Origin of the sequence: Dolichospermum sp. UHCC 0406 (genome assembly GCF_009712025.1) — a bacterium.
Lineage (GTDB): Bacteria > Cyanobacteriota > Cyanobacteriia > Cyanobacteriales > Nostocaceae > Dolichospermum > Dolichospermum lemmermannii.
Genome location: NZ_VILA01000017.1, coordinates 23,948 through 43,955, shown reverse-complemented (window position 1 = coordinate 43,955; position 20,008 = coordinate 23,948). Strand labels below are relative to the sequence as shown.

At 36.9% G+C, this 20,008-nt stretch carries 17 protein-coding genes and 4 pseudogenes; 13 read left to right on the top strand and 8 right to left on the bottom strand.

The window, feature by feature from the left end:
* The first annotated feature begins 103 nt into the window (after window positions 1-103).
* The 3 genes from FJR09_RS16240 to FJR09_RS16230 all read left to right on the top strand — a co-directional run bounded on the left by FJR09_RS16240 (window position 104) and on the right by FJR09_RS16230 (window position 3,668).
* Window positions 104-886, top strand: a complete 783-nt coding sequence (locus tag FJR09_RS16240) for a transporter substrate-binding domain-containing protein (protein WP_041457928.1) — start codon at window positions 104-106, stop codon at window positions 884-886.
* Window positions 887-959: 73 nt separating this feature from the next.
* Window positions 960-1,484: a tetratricopeptide repeat protein gene (locus tag FJR09_RS16235; protein WP_015079975.1), complete on the top strand. Its 525-nt coding sequence runs from the start codon at window positions 960-962 to the stop codon at window positions 1,482-1,484.
* A gap of 201 nt (window positions 1,485-1,685) precedes the next feature.
* On the top strand, window positions 1,686-3,668 hold the full coding sequence (locus tag FJR09_RS16230; RefSeq protein WP_168653291.1) for a primary-amine oxidase: 1,983 nt from the start codon (window positions 1,686-1,688) through the stop codon (window positions 3,666-3,668).
* A 77-nt stretch (window positions 3,669-3,745) separates the two neighbouring features.
* Here FJR09_RS16230 and chlP read toward each other — a convergent pair whose 3' ends face one another.
* Window positions 3,746-4,966, bottom strand: a complete 1,221-nt coding sequence (gene chlP, locus FJR09_RS16225) for a geranylgeranyl reductase (RefSeq protein ID WP_041458359.1) — start codon at window positions 4,964-4,966, stop codon at window positions 3,746-3,748.
* Window positions 4,967-5,162: 196 nt separating this feature from the next.
* On the opposite strand from chlP, the pseudogene FJR09_RS16220 reads away from it, so the two are divergent.
* The 3 genes and pseudogenes from FJR09_RS16220 to FJR09_RS16210 form a co-directional block, all read left to right on the top strand.
* Window positions 5,163-5,309, top strand: a pseudogene (locus FJR09_RS16220) (zinc finger domain-containing protein); the annotation flags it as partial.
* Window positions 5,310-5,345: 36 nt separating this feature from the next.
* Window positions 5,346-6,365, top strand: a complete 1,020-nt coding sequence (locus FJR09_RS16215; RefSeq protein WP_168654125.1) for a hypothetical protein — start codon at window positions 5,346-5,348, stop codon at window positions 6,363-6,365.
* Window positions 6,366-6,629: 264 nt separating this feature from the next.
* The gene (locus FJR09_RS16210; protein ID WP_015079980.1) at window positions 6,630-6,845 is read left to right on the top strand and encodes an NAD(P)H-quinone oxidoreductase subunit O; all 216 of its coding nucleotides are present in this window, start codon (window positions 6,630-6,632) and stop codon (window positions 6,843-6,845) included.
* A 149-nt stretch (window positions 6,846-6,994) separates the two neighbouring features.
* On the opposite strand, the gene FJR09_RS16205 is transcribed toward FJR09_RS16210, so the two are convergent.
* From FJR09_RS16205 to cysS, 4 genes are all read right to left on the bottom strand, one after another.
* Window positions 6,995-8,344, bottom strand: a complete 1,350-nt coding sequence (locus tag FJR09_RS16205) for a TldD/PmbA family protein (protein WP_015079981.1) — start codon at window positions 8,342-8,344, stop codon at window positions 6,995-6,997.
* A 3-nt stretch (window positions 8,345-8,347) separates the two neighbouring features.
* Window positions 8,348-9,091, bottom strand: coding sequence for a Uma2 family endonuclease (locus FJR09_RS16200; protein ID WP_015079982.1), 744 nt, complete (start codon window positions 9,089-9,091; stop codon window positions 8,348-8,350).
* A gap of 93 nt (window positions 9,092-9,184) precedes the next feature.
* On the bottom strand, window positions 9,185-10,621 hold the full coding sequence (locus tag FJR09_RS16195) for a TldD/PmbA family protein (protein WP_168653292.1): 1,437 nt from the start codon (window positions 10,619-10,621) through the stop codon (window positions 9,185-9,187).
* 128 nt (window positions 10,622-10,749) lie between these two features.
* A complete protein-coding gene (gene cysS / locus FJR09_RS16190; protein ID WP_015079984.1) occupies window positions 10,750-12,210 on the bottom strand; it encodes a cysteine--tRNA ligase in 1,461 nt (486 codons plus the stop codon).
* Between the two features lie 149 nt (window positions 12,211-12,359).
* On the opposite strand from cysS, the pseudogene FJR09_RS25345 reads away from it, so the two are divergent.
* The 3 genes and pseudogenes from FJR09_RS25345 to FJR09_RS16180 all read left to right on the top strand — a co-directional run.
* A pseudogene (locus FJR09_RS25345) lies at window positions 12,360-12,485 on the top strand (Uma2 family endonuclease); the annotation flags it as partial.
* Between the two features lie 210 nt (window positions 12,486-12,695).
* Window positions 12,696-13,799, top strand: coding sequence for a GTP-binding protein (locus FJR09_RS16185; RefSeq protein ID WP_041458360.1), 1,104 nt, complete (start codon window positions 12,696-12,698; stop codon window positions 13,797-13,799).
* 179 nt (window positions 13,800-13,978) lie between these two features.
* Window positions 13,979-14,140, top strand: a pseudogene (locus FJR09_RS16180) (Uma2 family endonuclease); the annotation flags it as partial.
* Between the two features lie 5 nt (window positions 14,141-14,145).
* Here FJR09_RS16180 and FJR09_RS16175 read toward each other — a convergent pair.
* Window positions 14,146-14,565 (bottom strand): hypothetical protein, encoded by a 420-nt coding sequence (locus tag FJR09_RS16175; protein ID WP_148279042.1) that lies wholly within the window; start codon window positions 14,563-14,565, stop codon window positions 14,146-14,148.
* A 1,024-nt stretch (window positions 14,566-15,589) separates the two neighbouring features.
* On the opposite strand from FJR09_RS16175, the pseudogene FJR09_RS25340 reads away from it, so the two are divergent.
* From FJR09_RS25340 to FJR09_RS16160, 3 genes and pseudogenes are all read left to right on the top strand, one after another.
* Window positions 15,590-15,709: pseudogene (locus FJR09_RS25340) on the top strand (toxin-antitoxin system HicB family antitoxin); the annotation flags it as partial.
* Window positions 15,710-15,769: 60 nt separating this feature from the next.
* Entirely contained in the window at window positions 15,770-17,251 is a 1,482-nt protein-coding gene (gene gatB, locus FJR09_RS16165) for an Asp-tRNA(Asn)/Glu-tRNA(Gln) amidotransferase subunit GatB (RefSeq protein WP_015079999.1), read from the top strand.
* Between the two features lie 288 nt (window positions 17,252-17,539).
* Window positions 17,540-17,890, top strand: coding sequence for a hypothetical protein (locus FJR09_RS16160; protein WP_051155171.1), 351 nt, complete (start codon window positions 17,540-17,542; stop codon window positions 17,888-17,890).
* A gap of 129 nt (window positions 17,891-18,019) precedes the next feature.
* Here FJR09_RS16160 and FJR09_RS16155 read toward each other — a convergent pair whose 3' ends face one another.
* Together FJR09_RS16155 and FJR09_RS16150 are read right to left on the bottom strand one after the other, a co-directional pair.
* Window positions 18,020-18,493 carry a type II toxin-antitoxin system YhaV family toxin gene (locus FJR09_RS16155; protein ID WP_015080000.1) on the bottom strand — a complete coding sequence of 158 codons (474 nt, stop codon included), beginning with the start codon at window positions 18,491-18,493 and terminating at the stop codon, window positions 18,020-18,022.
* Window positions 18,490-18,792, bottom strand: a complete 303-nt coding sequence (locus FJR09_RS16150; RefSeq protein WP_015080001.1) for a type II toxin-antitoxin system PrlF family antitoxin — start codon at window positions 18,790-18,792, stop codon at window positions 18,490-18,492. The genes FJR09_RS16155 and FJR09_RS16150 overlap by 4 nt, the downstream gene beginning before the upstream one ends.
* A 248-nt stretch (window positions 18,793-19,040) precedes the next feature.
* Here FJR09_RS16150 and FJR09_RS16145 point away from each other — a divergent pair, with 248 nt between their 5' ends.
* Entirely contained in the window at window positions 19,041-19,973 is a 933-nt protein-coding gene (locus FJR09_RS16145) for an STM4504/CBY_0614 family protein (RefSeq protein ID WP_015080002.1), read from the top strand.
* The last annotated feature ends 35 nt before the right edge of the window (window positions 19,974-20,008 follow it).

The following is a 20,008-nucleotide window of genomic DNA, read 5'->3' as shown; positions in this document are numbered from 1 at the left end:
AACGGATGAATAACGGATGTAACAGATGGCACTTCGGAGAATTGAAAATTAAAAATCAAGAAACTTTTTGGCATTTTTAATTGGAGTAAAACGCAGAGCGATTATGAATAAGTTACATCTGGTATTATCCGCTACCCTATTTTTGATTTTTTGGCTGTCTTTTCTCAGTGGAAATTTAACTGCATCTGCCGCAACAATGGCGGAAATTCAGCAGCGAGGCTATTTAAATATGGCAGTTAAGGATAATCTTCGTCCTTTGGGATTTAGGGATGACAAGGGCAATTTACAAGGGTTAGAGATTGATTTAGCCAAACGTTTGGCCAGTGATTTGTTGGGTAAAGCTGATGCTGTGAAATTGCAACCAGTAGCCAATAGCGATCGCTTACCTGTAGTATTTAATCAACAAGTTGATTTGGCTATTGCTGGAGTCACAGCCACAGAGTCACGTTCCCGCATTGTTAGCTTCAGTGTTCCTTATTATTATGATGGGGCGGCAATAGTTACAAAAAATACATCTATTCAAGAATTAAAAGATATAGACAAAGGGAAAATAGCCGTTCTCAACAACTCTAGCACTGTTGGATACTTAAAATATTTTACACCGTCTGCTGAATTGGTCGGCGTAAATTCTTACGCCCAAGGCTGGGAAAAAATAGAAAATAATCAGGTAGATGGTTTTGCAGCGGATGTCAGCGTTCTTAGTGGTTGGGTGCAAGTACATCCTGAATATCACATATTGACAACTAAATTATCAGCACAACCATTATCTGTAGTTATGCCAAAGGGATTGCAGTATGATGAGTTAAGACGTAACGTGAATGAAGCGATCGCTCGTTATACAGTTACAGGTTGGCTAAAAGAACGGATAGAATATTGGGGATTGTAGTATTTTAGTGAGAAATATACAACCTAATAACTGATAATAGATAGGGTATTTTAATAATTTGTATTTGTAGAAAATGGATAGCAATTTAGTCGTCATTTATCTGTCAATTTTTGTTGGTTTACTTGCATTTGCAGGTGTGAGTGTTTTTCGTCAAGTATTCAAAACCCGCAAACTTGAAAACTCTCTAGGTAAGTTAAAAAACAAATTAACTAAAGAAAAAGGTACGGCTCAAGAATATTATGAATTAGCTAGTATCTATTCAGAAAAAAAAGTATTTAGTCAAGCCATACCCCTATTTCAAAAATCTCTCAAAGCAGCCGAAGAAGAGGGAGAAGAATCTATTGCTCCCATTTACAACGGTTTGGGATATGTTTACTTTGCTCAAGAGCAATATGACTTAGCAATTCGTCAGTACAAAGAAGCGATTAAATTGAACCCAGATTATGTATCAGCCTTAAATAATCTCGGACACGCTTATGAGAAGAAAAAATTGAATGCTCAAGCCTTGGAAATGTATGAAGCAACACTCAAATTATCACCTAATAACCCCGTTGCTAAACGTCGGGCTGAATCTTTACGTCGCTTAGTTTCTATATAAGTAAATTATCTCGTTCCCAGTCTCTGACTGGGAATGCTATCACAGAGGCTCTGCCTCAACTTTTATCAAAGGCAGAGCCTTCTAGAATTCATTCCCATACAGAGTATGGGAACGAGGAAAGTTAAAATATCCTCTTAATCTTACTGTTTCTCATCTTTGTTGAGGAATCAATAAATGTACTTTTTCAGAAAAATGTGCAAGATGATTAAGAGGCTAAATCTTTTTTACAGGCTAACTATTAGCATTATTATTTTCATTAATATCTGCTGGGGATTTTCTAACATTGTATTAGCTGAAGAAGCGATAATTCCACACCCTCTCAACCCCTTAACAGAACAAGAAATTAATACAGCAGTTACCATAGTTAAAGAGCAAAAAAATCTCAGTGAAACCGCAATTTTTCCCATAATTTCCTTACAAGAACCCGATAAAAAAGCAGTCTTAAATTTTACACCTGGTAAATCATTTCTCCGCCAGGTTTTTTTGCAAGTTTATGAAATCGAACTGAATAAAACCTTTACTGGAACAGTTAATTTAAATACTAAAAATCTCACTTCCTGGCAAGAAATACCTCACGGACAACCTGCTATTTTAAACCCAGATTATGCCATAGCTAACGAAGTCGTAAAATCAGATTTACGTTGGCAAATAGCTATGCAAAAACGGGGAATTAAAGATTTTAAAAATGTAGAAATAAGTTGTTGGGGAGCAGGAATACTCAATAAAGCAGAAGCAAAATCTGGTAATCGAATTTGTCGAGCATTATCTTATTATCAAGGTAAACATTGGAATTTTTATGCCCGTCCCATAGAAGGCGTTTTAGTTACAGTTAATTTAAATAAAGGTGAAGTTGATAGCTTTGTTGATAATGGGATAGTTCCTCTTTCCCAAGAAAATTGGGATTATGATGTTAATGCTTCTAGTCAAGTAATTGCACCACCAAAAACATTAAATATTAATCAACCAGAAGGAACAAGTTTCCAAATTAAAGGTAATGAAATTACTTGGCAAGGTTGGAAATTTCGTTATTTAATGCACCCCCGCGAAGGTTTAGTTTTGTATCTTGTCAAATATAATGATGGTGAAAAAGATAGATCAATTTTATATCGTGGTAGTCTTTCAGAAATGGCAGTTCCTTACGGTCATCCTCAGCCCAATTGGTCATTTCGTAATGCCTTTGATGTGGGAGAATATAATTTGGGATTATTAGCAAATAAACTAGAATTAGGTAAAGAAATTCCTGAAAATGGAGTTTTATTAAATACAGTGTTTGCTAATCCTGAAGGAGAACCTTTTACCATACCTGGATTAATTGGTATCTATGAAAGAGATAACGGTATCCTGTGGAAACATTTTAATTACAGAAATCAACAAAAATATATCCGTCGTAATCGTGAATTAGTCATGAAAATGATGGCAACAGTTGATAACTATGATTACAGTATCAATTGGATATTTAGGCAAGACGGTACTTTAGAAGTAGAGAATGAGTTAACGGGAATTGATTTAGTCCAGGGAACAGCCAGCATAAAACAAACTGAAAATAAGTCATTTGGTAGATTATTAGCTAAAAATATCTTTGGTGTAAATCATCAGCATTTTTTCAATTATCGCTTAGATTTAGATATAGATGGACAAGCTAATTCTGTAATGGAAATGAATGTAGAAGCGTTACCAATGGGTGATAAAAACCCGTTAGGCAATGCCATAACTGTAGAAGATACTCCACTAAAAACCGAAAAATCTGCTGTGCGTGATATGGATATTCAACACAGTCGAGAATGGATGATTGCTAGTGCAGATAAACAAAATAATTTAGGTGTTTCACCTGCATATATGTTAATGCCAGGAGGAAATACAATTTTGTATGCGGTAGAAGGTGCCAATATTAGGAAAAAAGCAGGTTTTGCAACTCATCATTTTTGGGTGACAAAATATAAACCCAATGAAATGTATGCAGGTGGAGATTATCCCAATCAAACGCAATTGGGGGAGGGTTTACCAAAATATATTGGTGATAATGAATCTGTGAATAATGAAGATCTAGTTGTCTGGTACACAATGGGAATCACTCATATTCCCCGTCCAGAAGATTGGCCTGTAATGCCCACTCACCGCGTTGGTTTTAAATTGATGCCCAGGGGATTTTTTAAGAGGAATCCCGCGATTAATTTGGGTGAGTGAAACAAAAATAATATGTAATTTATTCACCCAGAAAAAAAGAAGCCCAGAAATAAATTTTGGGCTTCTCATGTCCCCTTTTAGGGCGCAAGGGCGTTACCACGAATTAAGCTACCAAGAGTTTTGGCAGTAATTTTTAATTGGGTGAAGGGGTTAGCGGGAACTACAGTTTTATAAAGATAACTATCAAAAGTTAGCTTTTGTACATCCATGTCATCACACATTTCTACAAATGCTTCGCGGGTAGCATCGGAACGATAGAAGACGTTTTGGAGAATGTCTAATACTTTGTAGGTGAGTCCGTATTTCTTATCCCAACGTTTCAGGTATACTTTGAGGTCGGCTTCTGTGGGAATCCGCGCACCGCCGTTAGCTGCTTCTACAATGGACTCGGCGCACATTCTGCCAGATTTAGCCGCAAAATAAATACCTTCACCAGAAGACTTGGTAACATAACCAGCAGCATCTCCTACCAAGGCTATGCGTCCAACAACGCGACGGGGACGGGGATGTTCCGGGATGGGGTGTGCCTCTATTTTGATGATTTCACCGCCGGCTAGTTTTTCAGAAGCACGGGCGCGAATACCAGCTTGGAATTGTTTGATTCTGGCTTTGTTGATGTGCATTGTGCCAGTACCTACCGCTACGTGATCATATTTGGGGAATACCCAAGCGTAGAAGTCGGTAGAAACATCATCGCCAACGTACATTTCGGCGAGTTCATTGTAATAGGCCATTTTGTCTTGGGGAAGACGAATACGTTCTTGGAAAGCGATCGCATAATTGTAATCCCCAGCACCCATATCCTTAGCAATGCGGGAATTTGCCCCGTCCGCACCAACGATTAAATCCACTTTCAGGGTTTTAGTAACGCCCTGCGCTCCTTCTCCTGTATGGTCAACGTAGTGGATTGTATAGGGGTCAGACTTGCCGGCAGGAATATCAACTTTATGAACAGTGGCGTTAATTAAATTTGCCCCTAATTTTTCCGCCCGGTCTCGCAAGAAGCCATCCAACACTTCTCTGCGGCACATTCCTATGTATTCATCTTGATTTATTAGATTGATATCAACCTCACGATTAGAGGGAGAAATCATTTTCATTTTGCGGACTTGACGGTCAATAATTTCTGGAGGTAAGTCAAATTCCTTCACCATACAGAGGGGAATAGCACCCCCGCAAGGCTTGGCGTAATCTAGCTTCCGCTCAAATAAATAGGTTTCAATCCCAGCTTTAGCTAGTGTTTCAGCAGCGCATGAACCCGCAGGTCCTGAACCAACAACAGCAACCCGTAGTGTCAAAGGTTTTCTCCCAATTATAAACATTTTCCCAAAGTATCCTATCACGGACTTTTGGCTGAATTCCTTCTATAGCTCTATGTTTTGATAGAAATGCAATATTCCTTAATATTTCGATATAAAAACCCCACATTTCTTATCCTATAAGTAGAGATTAATCAATGGTAATTAACAATACCTTCACTATTTTCTGTTGATGAATTTATTGAGTGTTAAAGGCGTTAATGGTAATTATGGCGGTGAAGCTTACCGCACTGGCGAACTTCGTAAGGTTTGTGGTAATATTATCCAACGCATTAAATTAGGTGGGCGTTCCAGTCATTTTTGTTCTCAATTTCAAAGTTAGTGTTAAATTCATATTTCTGTCTTCAAATCAACTTAAATGACTCGCTTTATCCATGATCAATTTGCCAAACAATATCTAACTGAACTATTAACACCCTATGGTCAAGTAGAAACCAGTAAAGATATCACAGCAGAAGTCAGACAAATTGACGTTGTATTTATTCCTTCACCCCAACCAACACAAAGCCTGGAAGCCCTAGGAATATTGGGACGGATGGTGAGAAATTATGCTATATTCGAACCATTCCGTAATGCTGTCACTAAAAGTGAAATTCGCAGTTGCATGGGTAAATTATTTGACATCCATGGAGACATAGAGCGTCAATCTAATCGCAATAATAACCGTATAAATGAAGCCGAATTACCCCGGCTATGGATTTTTTCTCCTACTGCGTCAGCGGAACTTCTCACAAGTTTTAATACAACTGGAGATGAAGAAAACTGGGGAAAAGGGATTTATTTTTTGGGAGAAGGCTTAAAAACCGTAATTATTGCGATTCACCAACTCCCCAACACACCAGAAACCCTATTTCTGAGAATTTTAGGGAAAGGGAAAGTACAACGACAAGCGGTTGAAGAATTAGAAGCACTGGCAAATAATAGTCCCTTCCTTGCGGATGTCATACAATTGGTACATAACCTAATTGCTGTGTTATCTGCACGTCAACGACAAGAACACGATATTGATAAAGATGATCAGGAGTTGATTATGAAATTATCGGAAATGTATCAACAACAATTAGAAGCACTTAAAAAACAAGGACTTCAAGAGGGACTTGAGGAAGGACGACAAGAAGGACGACAAGAAGGACGACAAGAAGGACGACAAGAAGGACGACAAGAAGGACGACAAGAAGGACGACAAGAAGGACGACAAGAAGGTGTAGAAAGGGAACGACGCGCTATGATTGAAAGTATCATGCAAGTCCGGTTTGGACAGGTTGATTCTCAGCTACAAACAATTATCAACCCTCTAATTGCCATGAATAGAGAAGAATTTACTCCTTTGCTTCTACAATTATCTCGTGAGGAGTTATTAGCTAGATTTGCACAATAATTGAGGCGAAAATCAGCAACCCCCCGCAGAATTTACAAATAAATCAAAGCGCGAAAATAGAGAATTGGGGGGTTGACAATTGCTTTGGGATTTGTTATCATGAAGTTGATAAGGAAGAACTATCTTGAACTAAATATTAATTTTTCCTAAACCGCTTACTACCAAAATAGGCGGTTATGTTTTTTGAGGAAAGAAATTACCTTTGTGTCTGGGTACAAGATAAAATTTTGAGTAAAAGCGTTTATTTTGGAACGAGGGGAATTTATGGCTGTTAAAAAAGGAAATATGGTGCGGGCTATTCGGGAAAAGTTGGAAAATAGTCTAGAAGCTAAAGCTAGTGATTCCCGCTTTCCTAGTTATTTGTTTGAAACTAAGGGGGAAATTGTCGATATTAAGGGTGATTATGCTTTGGTGAAGTTTGGACAAGTGCCAACGCCAAATATTTGGTTAAAGTTAGAACAGTTGGAAGAGTTTGTTTAATTGGTAATTGTGCTTTAGCTTAACCGACAGAAGCCCCACGCCTGACCCTAAGGGCAGCGTGGAACTACCCAACAAGTGGTAGAATCAAGATTCAGCCCCAATTCCCTCCCTAATGTATATTGCGGTTGGGAATCTAAGGTTGATAAGGTTTATAATGTATAGGTGAAATTTTTCACCAACATACCAGGAACTAAACTTCCTCCTAATTGTCGGCTTTCGTAAGTTCCGACTTCGGGAATAAATTCCTGGAAGTTTGTTAAATCAATGAGATTTTCTGCGCTCCAAAAACGATAGAGACTTTCATCAAAGCGTAGGTTAGCAATGGGGGCAATAATTTCGCCGTTTTCTACCCAAAAGCAAGCATAACGAGTCATCCCTGTAATTCTCCCAGATGGGCGATCGCTCCAGTTTAAATAATGTAAATTAGAAACATATAACCCTGTATCTAAACTGGGTAAAATCTTCTCAAATGCCAAATTACCAGGATTAATTTCGGGAGAACGTAAGGTTTCTGAACCATTCGCACCATTAGCGGGTTTATGATATTCTTTCGCTGTGCGAGAATTAACTAAGCTATTAATTAAAATCCCTTTTTCAATTAAAGTTAATTCGGATGCAGCCATTTCTCCTAAATTATTAAATCTGGGAACTAAACCACTTTGAAAATTTTCTTTTAAAGTGAATTTTGAAGAAAGTTGTTTTTCTTGACGTGATAAAGCAGCTAAAGCACTATTACCTTGTTGAATACTAGCTTCACTGATAGCACCCCAGGAAAGCATACCCAATAAATCAGCCACCGCAGCGGGAGCAAAATAGGTTTTATATTGTCCTTTTGGTAATTCTTTAACTGGACGAGATAGCATTTCTAGCTGCTGTTTCCCATCATTTATTTTAGCTAAATAAGCAGCTTCATTCCATTCACTGCCGGCAAAAGTTCCTTTTACAGCTTGTCCTGATGCCATAAATAAGGAATAATCTAAATTAAAGGAATCAGTCACAAACCAGTGTTTTTGTCCGCTAGAATCACCATAACCTCTGATGACAATTCCCCCAGCATACATCCCCGTAAAATCTAAATTAGTCACAGTTTCGAGAATACTAGGAACTAATATTTCTGGAGTTAGTAATTTACCAGTATTAATTTCTCGACTGCTATGATTTCCTGATGGTAAAACTAAATAAGGATCAATTGGTAATAATGGTAATTCATCACGTAATTCTTGTAAAGCTGTGGATGATAATTCCCAATCTATATCCCAATTTCCAGTCAAAGGAAACTGACGAAAACTACTGCGTTGATTGGCCATTAAAGTTAGTTGAATCGAACCATCATGAACATAACCTGTTTGTCTAACTTTGGCAGAATTAAAGCGAGTAAATTGACTGCTTTCGCTGCTAAGTCGCACAGTAAAATGTTCATTTTCTGCTTTTTTAATCAGCAGGGTTTCCACAAGTTGATTAAAAGTTTTTTCTAGCGTTGATAATTCTTCTGGTTTCATTTTTTAAATTGTATCTGGATCAATATTTAATTCTCGCAATTTTGCTGCTAAACGTTCTGCTTTTCTAGCTTCCCGTTCTGCTCTTTGGGATTCTATTTCTGCTCTTTGAGTTTGTATTGCTGTTTTTTTAATTTCAGCTTCTGCGGTTTCTTCTGGTGTAGATACTAACTCTCCTGCTGGAGTAAAATACCTCAACAATCCTTGATGGATCCCTAAGTATAAACCTAACTGTTCACTCCATAAATGTCCCTTTTCATTTAGTCCTAAAGGTTGATATTTATTATCAACTAAATGAAAACCTGCAAATTCTAATGTATAAGGGTCAAACCAAAAATAATCCGGTGTGCGGAAAGTATTTTGATAAAGTTCCTTTTTATATTCTCTATCAGTATTAGCTGTACTGGGTGAAAGAATTTCTAAAATGAAATTAGGATATTTACCATCTTCTTCCCACACTATCCAGCTTTTGCGGGTTTTGCGTTCAGTTTCCAAGACCACAAAGAAATCAGGACCTCGGAAATATTCTGATTTTTTCTGGTTAGGACTATAGTAAATACTAAGATTTCCCGCAGCATAGAAATCATATCTATCTTTCCACAACCATTTGAGACATTTAATTAAGAGCATAATCTGCTCTAGGTGCAGTTCTGATTCCACGGGAGGTTCATCACTATATAAATCACTAGGAGGAAAGATGACATCTGCGGAGATGTCTTGTTGAAGTTCTAATTCTTGAGCAATGATCATATTGATATGGCATCAAGTAGTTACTTGTTCATTGTAGCATTAATTAAACTTTGCGCCTTTGCTCCTTTGCCTCTTTGCGCGAAACATAATTCATTAACCACCACCAAAAACCTCCACATTTGCAAATTCACAAACTGGTGAACCATGACCTACAGAAATGGCTTGATTTGGTTCTCCTTTACCGCAGAAAGATGTACCATATATTTGCCAATTAGTATCATTACCAACTTTAATTAAACTATGCCAAAATTCTGGCGTAGTGGCACGATAGTTAGGATTACGAAGGGTTTTAGTAAGTTTACCGTTTTCAATTAATTTGGCATATTCACAACCAAATTGAAATTTATAACGTTGATCATCTATTGACCAAGAACGGTTAGATTCCATGTAAATCCCATGTTCTATTCCTGAGATAATTTCCTCAAAGGTGGCGTTTCCTGGTTCTAAATTCAAGTTAGCCATTCTGTCTATGGGGGGACGATTCCAGGAACAAGCACGCGCACAAGCAACACCGGGTAAATCTGCTCTAGCTTGACTTTCTAAACTGCCTAAACCCCGTTGTAAAATGCCTTTTTTAATTACATATTCTTTGGTGGCTGCTGCACCAGTATCATCAAAACTATAACTGGCAAATTCACCTGGTACTGTAGGATCAAAGGTGATATTCATCAGCGGTGAACCATATTCTAATTTACCAAAATCATCTTTGGTGACAAAACTACCTCCAGCATAGTTGCGTTCATCTCCTAAAATGCGGTCAATTTCTAAAGGATGTCCGATACTTTCATGAATTTGTAGCATCATTTGGTCTGGTGCTAAAACTAAATTGGTGCGGGTATTTGGACATTCTTCCGCTGTTAATAATTCTAATGCCTGTTCACCAACTTTTTGAACTTGATGCCATAAATTATCTTGTTTGAAAAGTTCCCAACCTCCTTGATAAGAGTTTGCATGAGCGCCGTTATTGCTGCGTTGTTGGACGATTATGCCATCTTGAGCGATCGCTCCAAAATGATGACTAAGAGATAGAATATTCTGATATATTTCGGAACCATTACTACTCACAAACCAAGTTTCTTTTTGATCTGTGCCGACGGTGGCTGTAGTTTGAATGATTTTATCGTTAATTTTGAGTTGCTGACAAATCCGAATTAGTAAGTTGTTGATTTCTCCAGGACTAAAAGCGTTAAATGGTTCTAAAAATGGTGAGTTATATTCACCAACTACTTGAGGACGGGTATTTTCACTCAGGGGATATATCCACCATTTACTAGCTGCTAATGCTTGTTTATAGGCGATTTCCGCAGCGTTTTGTAAGCTGGAAATATCTAAGGAGTTGGTGGCTGCATAACCTAAACAACCATCAACTATGACTTCTATCATTGCTCCCATGTTTAATGATTTACCATTGCTTTGGGGTAAACCATCACGCACGGAATGATGGGTTGAAGTTGTTTTTACGGCTCTAATTCCTACCCAGTCAGCGGGGATGTTTAAATGAGAAATTGCGGTTGTTAATTGTTTCCACATTGTGTTAAGTAAAAATTGAGAATTATTTTTTTTGCACGCAGAGACGCTCCAGGCGCAGAGAGGAATTTTAAATTTATTATCTGTGCCAGCGTGTAGCTTATTTCGTATCAATTAAATTAAACTAATGGTCATTTTGTTAAAGGTATAATCTCAGGGTGCCAAAATGTTCCATCTTTTGTGTCAGTTAAGACCACTCCCTTTTCTAAAAGTTCATCACGAATGCGATCACTTTCTGCAAAGTTTTTTGCTTTTCTTGCTTCCCATCTTTTTTGAATTAACTCCTCAATTTCTGCATTACTTATACCATCCTGTTTAGGAGTTTCTGTTTCTGGTTTGGCGGTTAAACCTAAAACTTCTGCTAATGTAATTAGGGTTTGCCATTTTTGCAGTAGTTCGTTAGCTGGGGTTGTTGTTTTTCCTTGATGAACAATGATGTTTCTTTCCCGATTTAGTTCTTTGGCTAATTCAAAAATTATTACTAAACCACCAGGAAAATTAAAATCATCATTAACGGCTTCTTGAAATCTCTCAATCTCGGAATTTTGGATTTGGTTAGATTCATCCCACTCTAGTTTTTTACCATGTTGATGTCCAAATAATAAAGCTTCTTTGATAGTATGCCAGCCGTTGGTTGCTGCCAATATAGCATCATCGGTAAAATCTATGGGTTTACGATATTGTGCCATCATCACAAATAAACGCACGGCCATTGGATCTACACCCCGATCTAATAATTGACGAATGGTGATAAAATTACCCAAGGATTTGGACATTTTTTCCCCATCTACTTTGACCATGCCGTTGTGTAACCAATAATTGGCTAAAGGTTTGCCGGTAACGGCTTCCGATTGAGCAATTTCGTTTTCATGGTGGGGGAAAATTAAGTCAGCACCACCAGCATGAATATCTATGGTATCACCCAAGCGATCGCGTACCATGGCCGAGCATTCTATATGCCATCCGGGGCGACCTTTTCCCCAAGGAGACTCCCACGCCGGTTCACCGGGTTTTGCAGACTTCCACAGGGCAAAATCAAAGGGGTATCGCTTCTTTTGATATTCTGGGTCTTCGACGTTTACCCGTTCACTTGCACCGGCTTGCATATCTTCTAATTTCCGTCCCGAAAGTTTGCCATATTCGGCAAAATTCTGGACTGCATAATACACATCACCGTGAGACGGATACGCAAAACCTTTATGTTCTAAATCGTGAATTAATCTCTGAATACCATTCATTGTATGTGTAGCGCGGGGATATTCATCAGCTTCTTTAATTCCCAACCGCGACATATCTTCAAAATATGCTTGAATATATTTTTCGGCGACAACTTCCATGGAAGAACCTTCTTCTCTGGCGCGTTTGAGAATTTTATCATCAATATCCGTAAAATTTTGGATATAGCGGACATTATAACCGATAAATTGCAGATAACGACGCACTACATCCCAAACAATACAAGCTCTAGCATGACCCAAATGGCAGTAATCATAAACCGTCACGCCGCAATAATACATCTTAACTTTGCCAGGTTCAACGGTGGTAAATTGTTCTTGACGACGGGTGAGGGTATTGTAAATAGATAGGGTCATAATAGAGGAATAAGGCAATCTGACGATAAACAATGATAACGCAAGTTGATGACAATGGCGTAAATGAAAATTTTAGTAGCTAATAATTGGCTATGATTATTGTTAGTAATACTTCGTAATCTTGTCAACACCTGGAGGTAAAGTATGATTCAATCTATCATTTAATCAATGGAGAATATCGAGTTAGTCAATTTAGAGAAAATCAAACTATAGTATCACCAACTTTCCCAGAGCTTACCCTCAGTGTTAACCAGATTTTTCAAGCTGGTATGTAAATATGTTATACCAATTTTATATGAGACGGCACAGAATCATGAAATCCATAAATTCATCCGTCTTCATCTGCGTTTATCTGCGTTTATCTGCGGTCAATTATTCTTGAAATCTGATTCTATACAGCTTCATCTTAATTTGGTATTACTCTAACGCCGAGTGGACAAAATCAAGATAAAATTTAGAATACACCAAAATCCTCCTTTATGACTATGACATCATCAGTTACTACAGAATCTCACCCAATGGCAGCGACCAAACAAGGTTTACCAGTAACAATTATTACGGGTTTCCTTGGTAGTGGTAAGACGACTTTACTCAATCATATTCTCACAAATCAGCAAGGTGTAAAAACTGCTGTGTTAGTGAATGAATTTGGCGAAATTGGTATTGATAATGAATTGGTTGTTTCCACTGATGAAAACATGGTGGAATTAAGTAATGGCTGTATTTGTTGCACAATTAATAATGACTTGGTTGATGCTGTTTACAAGGTTTTAGAAAGGGAAGAAAAGCTAGATTATCTAGTTGTAGAAACAACTGGTTTAGCAGACCCTTTACCCGTAGCTATGACATTTCTGGGTTCAGAATTGCGAGATTTAACTCGGTTGGATTCTATTATTACTGTAGTTGATGCGGCAAATTATAGCTTAGATTTATTCAATTCTGAAGCGGCTTTGAGTCAAATTACTTATGGTGATGTCATTATTCTCAATAAAACTGATTTAGTTGATGAAACCACTTTGCAGGAATTGGAGAAAAAAATCAACAATATTAAGGAAGGTTCCAGAATTATTCGCACGACAAAATCCCAAGTTCCCCTACCTTTAATTCTTAGTGTTGGTTTGTTTGAATCTGATAAATATTTTGATGACCACGCAGAAGAACATCATGATCATGATGATTGTGGACATGAACATCACGATGATCATGATCATTCTACCTGTGGCCATGACCACCATGATCATCAACATCATCATCATTCTGACCACTTAGAAAATGATGGTTTTATCTCTATTTCTTTCCAAAGTGATAAACCTTTTTCGATTAGAAAGTTTCAACATTTCTTAGATAACCAATTACCCACAAATGTCTTCCGTGCTAAGGGAATTATGTGGTTTGATGAAAGTCCCCAACGTCATATTTTCCATCTTTGCGGTAAACGCTTCACTATTGATGATGATCAATGGAAAGGAGAAAAGAAAAATCAGTTAGTGTTAATTGGTCAAAATCTGGATACCGAAACCTTACTTCAGCAGTTAGAAAACTGTATTTGTCTTCCTTCTATTAGTAAAGGTAAAGGATTTGGGAAGTAGTAATTAAATAATATCCAGAACTCCGACTTCTTCAAGAAGTCGGGGTTCTTGTTTTTTGTCAATGCTATAATACAGCAGATTTCGCTCTAATGAGGTACAAACTTGAATTATAAAACTTTTGTAGTGCGGGCATCTTGCCCGCTGGATATGTACCTCATAACACCGGAAAGTGCTGTATAAGGAATTTTATTGGTAATCCTAAACAACCGACAATCTCTGTTTGTAATTTAATTGATCAAGAATATCAAATTAGCAAGTTTCGAGATCATGAACGGATTATTTCCCAAACTTTTCCTGAATTAGATCTTACTGCAAATCATATTTTTAAAGCTTATATATAATCAAATCATAATTTATGAATAAATTGTTCCATGACATACTCCCTGAGAACAGGTTGCAAAGTGTACTTACCCGCTTCTTTCTCTATTAAAGAGCGTGAATATAGCCTTTCTATTGCTTGTAAAAGTTGGGATTTAGAAACAGTCGGTAATATATTTTGATTTGGTGCTAAATCAGTAATAGTTGTTAATTGCTGGTCAGTGGACAGACAGTACATAATTTGCCATTCTAGAACCGAGAGGGGATTTAACTGCTGTTCCAGTAAGCTGTTAATATAATTACTGACTAATAATGTATCTTGTTCTAGGAATTTTTCAATATTACCATTAAATAATTCAATGATGGTATTAACAACAATTTTAACTTTCAGAGGATTATTACTATACAGATGACATAATTCAAACTTTTGTTCTTCAGTCCCTAACAATTGTTTTGATTGTATCTGTAGCGACCTGCAATTATAAATCCCTAAACCTGCAATCATCGTTGTTTTCAGCCAGGATTATTTGCAACTATAATTTCATTTGAACCAGAATTAACTGCAACTGAGCCAGGATTAATTGCAACCAGCCTGCAATCATCCGTTTCGACCAGGATTATTTGCAAATAGACTCAACGCTTTGCCAGAACTGAGTTTTCAGTATTGACAGAGGTTTGTTAAAAAACTCATTAGAGAATTTGATAGATTAACTTTGAATTCAAGACCCAAGTTTTTTAACTGAAAAACCAACGGTTTTAGGTTCTCTAAGCCTTACCAGTGTGGCAGTAAAGAAAACATTCGTTTGTTTTACTTTTATAGTTGCAGATAATCCTGGTTCATACCGATGATTGCAGGTTGGTTGTAAATAATTCTGGTTCAGTTGCAATTAATCCTGGCTGAAGCACAATTATAGTTGCATTTAATCCTGGTTTGAAAGTGTCTTAATTGCAGGTTTGAGTGATTAGTATTGCAGGTCGCTACACATAATTGTAAATCGCTATCATATAGTTTATGAGACATCTTTTAGGTGTACTCCCATTAATCAGCCATACTACTACTGTAACTTACAAATTTTTTGTGATCTGCACTTTAGTACCATAAATTAACTTATTTGTCAACAGTACATTTTTCTCCCAGTCAACTTCCATAATTTCTTGGCTAATTTTTGTCCAAATTTCTCTCGGAAATTGCCGCTAATTTATGAAGTTTTGTATTCTTTTTAGGGATTGATTTCTGAAACGACTACAAATAAAGGGTTCTGAAGATCATCTTGTCAGACACACACAAAATTGACAATATAAACACAATTATGAAAATCTCCATAATTGTAGCAAATCGCCGAAAGTATTGCAAGCTCGTTGCTAAATAAAAATAATTCTCAATTAATTATTAAGAAAATCTAAACTTGAATTATGATGAGTTATGAATATTAAAAGTATTGTTATATTTTCATAAGTTTTAATTATATTTTATTTCTACTATAGCTTTAGCAGAATTTGATGCTTATACCCGATTCAAAGCAATGACTGTCACAGGAAACCCAGAAGCAGGTTTAAGAATACTGTCTAAACTTGATAATCTCACAGAATAGCGCGATCGCCCTACCCGTAATCTAAAATAGTACCAAAGAGTAAAAACCGTAAATCTGGATATGACCACAGCTACACCCGTAAAAACTGAATACGAAGCGATTATTGGCCTAGAAACCCATTGTCAACTTAGTACCAACACCAAAATTTTCTCCAACAGTTCCACAGCTTTTGGTGCTGACCCCAATACTAACATTGACCCAATATGTATGGGTTTACCAGGAGTTTTACCTGTACTGAACGCCAAAGTTCTCGAATACGCCGTGAAAACTGGTTTGGCGCTAAATTGTCAAATCGCTCGGTATAGTAAATTTGACCGCAAACAATATTTTTATCCTGATTTACCCAAAAATTACCAAATTTCTCAATATGATTTACCCATAGCCGAACATGGTTGGATAGAAATTGAATTGGTAGATGATGAGGGAAATCCCAGCCGTAAACGCATTGGTATTACTCGCTTACACATGGAAGAGGACGCGGGGAAACTCGTCCACGCAGGTAGTGATAGGCTTTCCGGTTCTACCTATTCTCTCGTAGATTATAACCGAGCTGGTATTCCCTTGGTGGAAATTGTTTCTGAACCTGATTTGCGAACCGGACAAGAAGCGGCTGAATATGCCCAAGAACTGCGGCGGATTGTGCGGTATCTTGGTGTCAGTGATGGAAATATGCAAGAAGGATCTCTGCGTTGTGATGTGAATATTTCTGTCCGTCCGGTGGGACGAGAACAATTTGGCACTAAGGTAGAAATCAAGAATATGAACTCCTTTAGTGCGATTCAAAAAGCGATTGATTATGAAATTGAACGCCAAATTGCTGCTATTGAATCAGGAGAAAAGATTGTTCAAGAAACCCGACTGTGGGAAGAAGGTTCACAACGCACCAGCAGTATGCGGATTAAAGAAGGTTCTAGTGATTATCGTTACTTCCCAGAACCAGATTTAGCCCCCATTGAAGTCACTCAAGCAGAATTAGATTCATGGTTAAGTGAATTACCCCAACTACCTGCGATAAAACGCCATCATTATGAAAATGAGTTGGGACTTTCGGCTTATGATGCGCGGGTCTTAACTGAGGATAAACCAGTTGCGGACTATTTTGAAAGTGCAATATCTAAAGGTGCAAATCCCAAATCTGCGGCTAATTGGATTACTCAAGATATCGCTGGGTACTTAAATAAACAAAAACTCACCATCTCTGAAATTAAACTGACTGCTGTTAATCTAGCAGACGTGATTACTCGCATTGAAAATGGTAAAATCAGCAACGCTCAAGCTAAGGAAAAACTCACAGACTTATTAAATGGAGTTTCTCCAGAAACAGCTTTTGCTGGTCAAGAACTCATTTCAGATCGTACCATTCTCGAACCGATTATTGATGAAATCATGGCTGCTAACGCCCAACAAGTCGAAAAATACCGCAAAGGTAACACCAACCTCAAAGGCTTTTTCGTCGGACAAGTCCTGAAAAAAACCGATAAACGTGCAGAACCCAAACTCACCAATCAATTGTTAGAAGAGAAACTCAATGCCCCAATGTAGGGTGACACCCCTCACCCTGAAAATGGTATAGTGTGATAATAAGACGCAACTTGATTATCAGGAGAGCTAGTTTTTATTGGCTCTCTTTCTTTTTAGAGGGAACAGGGAACAGGGAACAACGGACAACGGACAACGGACAACAGACAACGGACAACGGACAAAAATAAAAAATAGGGGGTTTGACCCCTTGGTGCTAGAATTATATAATGTGCTAAGTAGATGCACCCTGATGATTTTAGAGAGCTATCCAAGTAGCTCTCTTTATTTGCCCTAACTTGGCGACGACAAATGGTAGCAAAGAAAAAATGGAACTATCTAGAAATATTAATAAATGATAGTTTATGGACTGAGATAGAAAGTATTGCTGCTAATGTTGGCAATAAAAGAATTGCAGAAATGACAAAAGATTTATGTTTAATAGAAGCAGCACTAGCAACAGATAAAATTGTTATATCATTGGATGATAATACTGCGAGAAAATTTTTTAGTGAAGCATCTGTAAAAATAGATGAACTCAAGGATATTGTATGGGTAAATCCAGATAAAGTAGATGAAGAACAACCAATTGAATGGTTGAGAAATGGAGCAAAAGTAGAAAGCGATCGCCTACTCATGAAGTATTGTAAAAACAAAATATAGAATCTGTAGGTTGGGTTGACGTAAGGAAACCCAACATTAACCAACAATAATACATAAGTTGGGTTGCATTTCATTTAACCCAACCTACAAACTAAAAATATAAATAACATTCCTAATTCAAGTTATAAATTAACCATTATCAACATCTTCTGAAACAGATTCTAGATCGTCTGAAGCCTTTAAAAGATCATCCCAACTATCTGGAGGATTACCACTTGCAAGCATTTTAGTAAAAATGTTGTATGGATCTGTTTTTGCTCCCTCTTTCCGCAGCGAATATTCATCATTTATCCAAGCATAAATAATAACTTTTTCCGTACTGCTATAACGAAAGAATAAACGAAATCTTCTATTAAATTTAGCTCGAAACCAATGCTTTTTATCTGTTCCTAATGTTTTACCTTGCCTAAATTCTGGTGCGCTGGGATCTTCAGGTATTCGCCTAAAAATAAACTCATTAATATTGTTGAGAAACTTTGTAGCTGGATGTTGCTGATATTCTTCAGGATTTTTTTCTTTAAGTTCCTCAACCTGAATAATTAATTTTTTATATTTTTCACCAAAGGCAGGATGAATTTTTAACGTCCACCCATTAACATTCATACAAACATGAAATCCTCTGGTAATTCTTCATCCAGATCAGCTTCCATACCTTCTGTTAGTATAGAGGCACGATGATACATTTCTTCTGTAAGTGTTTCAAGATTGCTAGAATTTTTCTTGATATCTCTAGCCAGGAAATCTAAGAACGCCTTGACAAAAGAATGCTTTTCCATATTTGGAGACAATATTCTATTCATTCCTAGCGTTTCTCCCTTTTTATGATAAACAACCGTATACTTAGTGAAATGATTTACACCAGTGCGAGAAGAATTTGCATTGTTACGAAGCTTGACTTTCATTAATTGAACGGATTTTTATTGAGATCCAATGATTTATATACTCACTCCTTATAGTACCAGATTTTTCTAAAAAAGTCACTTATAAAATTGTAGGTTGGGTTGACGCGAGGAAACCCAACATCAACCAACAATAATAAATGTGTTGGTTTGCATTTCATTTAACCTAACCTACAAATTACTAATTGCTACATACAACATAGTTGAAAATATTGTATCATATATGTATCGTCTATATAGTTTATTTAGTTATGAAAGTCTTTGATATCTACTCAAAACGGCAAAAAAAACTCCCTGATGTGTATCAGTGTGATAATATTCCTGAGCCTCTCCGTATACAGATTGTTCATATTATAAAGGATCTTATTGATCTTTGTGGGAAAGATAAAAGTGAAGAAGTTTTTCTGCATATTGACAATATGATATGTCGTGAACATGGGAGATTGAGTTTGGTTTCAGATCTCTCATTGGCTTTGAGTCCAGATATTGTGCAATACAATATGAAATACACTAAAGGAGTATTGAATTTTATATTAGAAGAGGAAGAAATAGAACAGGTTCTTTCTAGCGTTGAATTAACCTTTAAATTTTTTGAAAATTTATATAATAAAGGTGATACAACAAAAAATATATCAAATACAATTGATCAATTAATCAAGGAATTGAACTTTAGATTTAGGGAACACGGAGTAGGTTATCAATATGAATCAGGTAAAATTATAAGAGTTGATTCTCAAATGATACATTCTGAAGCAGTCAAGCCAGTTTTACACTTATTAAGTGATCCTCGATTTCAGGGAGCAAATGAGGAATTTTTGAAAGCCCATGAACATTATAGACATGGTAATTACAAAGAATGTCTTAACGAATGTCTGAAGGCTTTTGAAAGTACCATGAAGATTATTTGTAACAAGCAAGGCTGGATTTTTCAACCTACAGATACAGCCAAACCACTTATTAAAATTTGCTTTCAAAATCATCTAATTCCAATTTATTTACAAGATCAATTTTCATCACTCAAGCAAAGTCTTGAAGGTGGTATTCCTACTATAAGGAATAAACAATCAGCGCATGGACAAGGTTCTCAACCTGTTAATGTTCCACAATATTTTGCAGCTTACCAGCTTCATCTAACAGCAAGTACAATTTTGTTTTTGATAGAAGCCGAAAAATCGCTTTCTTAAATACTAAAAACACATATTTTGTAGGTTGGGTTGAC

Coding starts and splice junctions, on each gene's coding strand:
- FJR09_RS16235 (WP_015079975.1), top strand. CDS start 960: ATGGATAGCAATTTAGTCGTCATTTATCTGTCAATTTTTGTTGGTTTA.
- FJR09_RS16210 (WP_015079980.1), top strand. CDS start 6,630: ATGGCTGTTAAAAAAGGAAATATGGTGCGGGCTATTCGGGAAAAGTTG.
- FJR09_RS16230 (WP_168653291.1), top strand. CDS start 1,686: ATGATTAAGAGGCTAAATCTTTTTTACAGGCTAACTATTAGCATTATT.
- gatB (WP_015079999.1), top strand. CDS start 15,770: ATGACCACAGCTACACCCGTAAAAACTGAATACGAAGCGATTATTGGC.
- FJR09_RS16215 (WP_168654125.1), top strand. CDS start 5,346: ATGACTCGCTTTATCCATGATCAATTTGCCAAACAATATCTAACTGAA.
- FJR09_RS16205 (WP_015079981.1), bottom strand. CDS start 8,344: ATGAAACCAGAAGAATTATCAACGCTAGAAAAAACTTTTAATCAACTT.
- FJR09_RS16240 (WP_041457928.1), top strand. CDS start 104: ATGAATAAGTTACATCTGGTATTATCCGCTACCCTATTTTTGATTTTT.
- FJR09_RS16200 (WP_015079982.1), bottom strand. CDS start 9,091: ATGATCATTGCTCAAGAATTAGAACTTCAACAAGACATCTCCGCAGAT.
- FJR09_RS16155 (WP_015080000.1), bottom strand. CDS start 18,493: ATGAATGTTAATGGGTGGACGTTAAAAATTCATCCTGCCTTTGGTGAA.
- FJR09_RS16160 (WP_051155171.1), top strand. CDS start 17,540: ATGGTAGCAAAGAAAAAATGGAACTATCTAGAAATATTAATAAATGAT.
- FJR09_RS16150 (WP_015080001.1), bottom strand. CDS start 18,792: ATGAAAGTCAAGCTTCGTAACAATGCAAATTCTTCTCGCACTGGTGTA.
- FJR09_RS16145 (WP_015080002.1), top strand. CDS start 19,041: ATGAAAGTCTTTGATATCTACTCAAAACGGCAAAAAAAACTCCCTGAT.
- FJR09_RS16185 (WP_041458360.1), top strand. CDS start 12,696: ATGACATCATCAGTTACTACAGAATCTCACCCAATGGCAGCGACCAAA.
- FJR09_RS16195 (WP_168653292.1), bottom strand. CDS start 10,621: ATGTGGAAACAATTAACAACCGCAATTTCTCATTTAAACATCCCCGCT.
- cysS (WP_015079984.1), bottom strand. CDS start 12,210: ATGACCCTATCTATTTACAATACCCTCACCCGTCGTCAAGAACAATTT.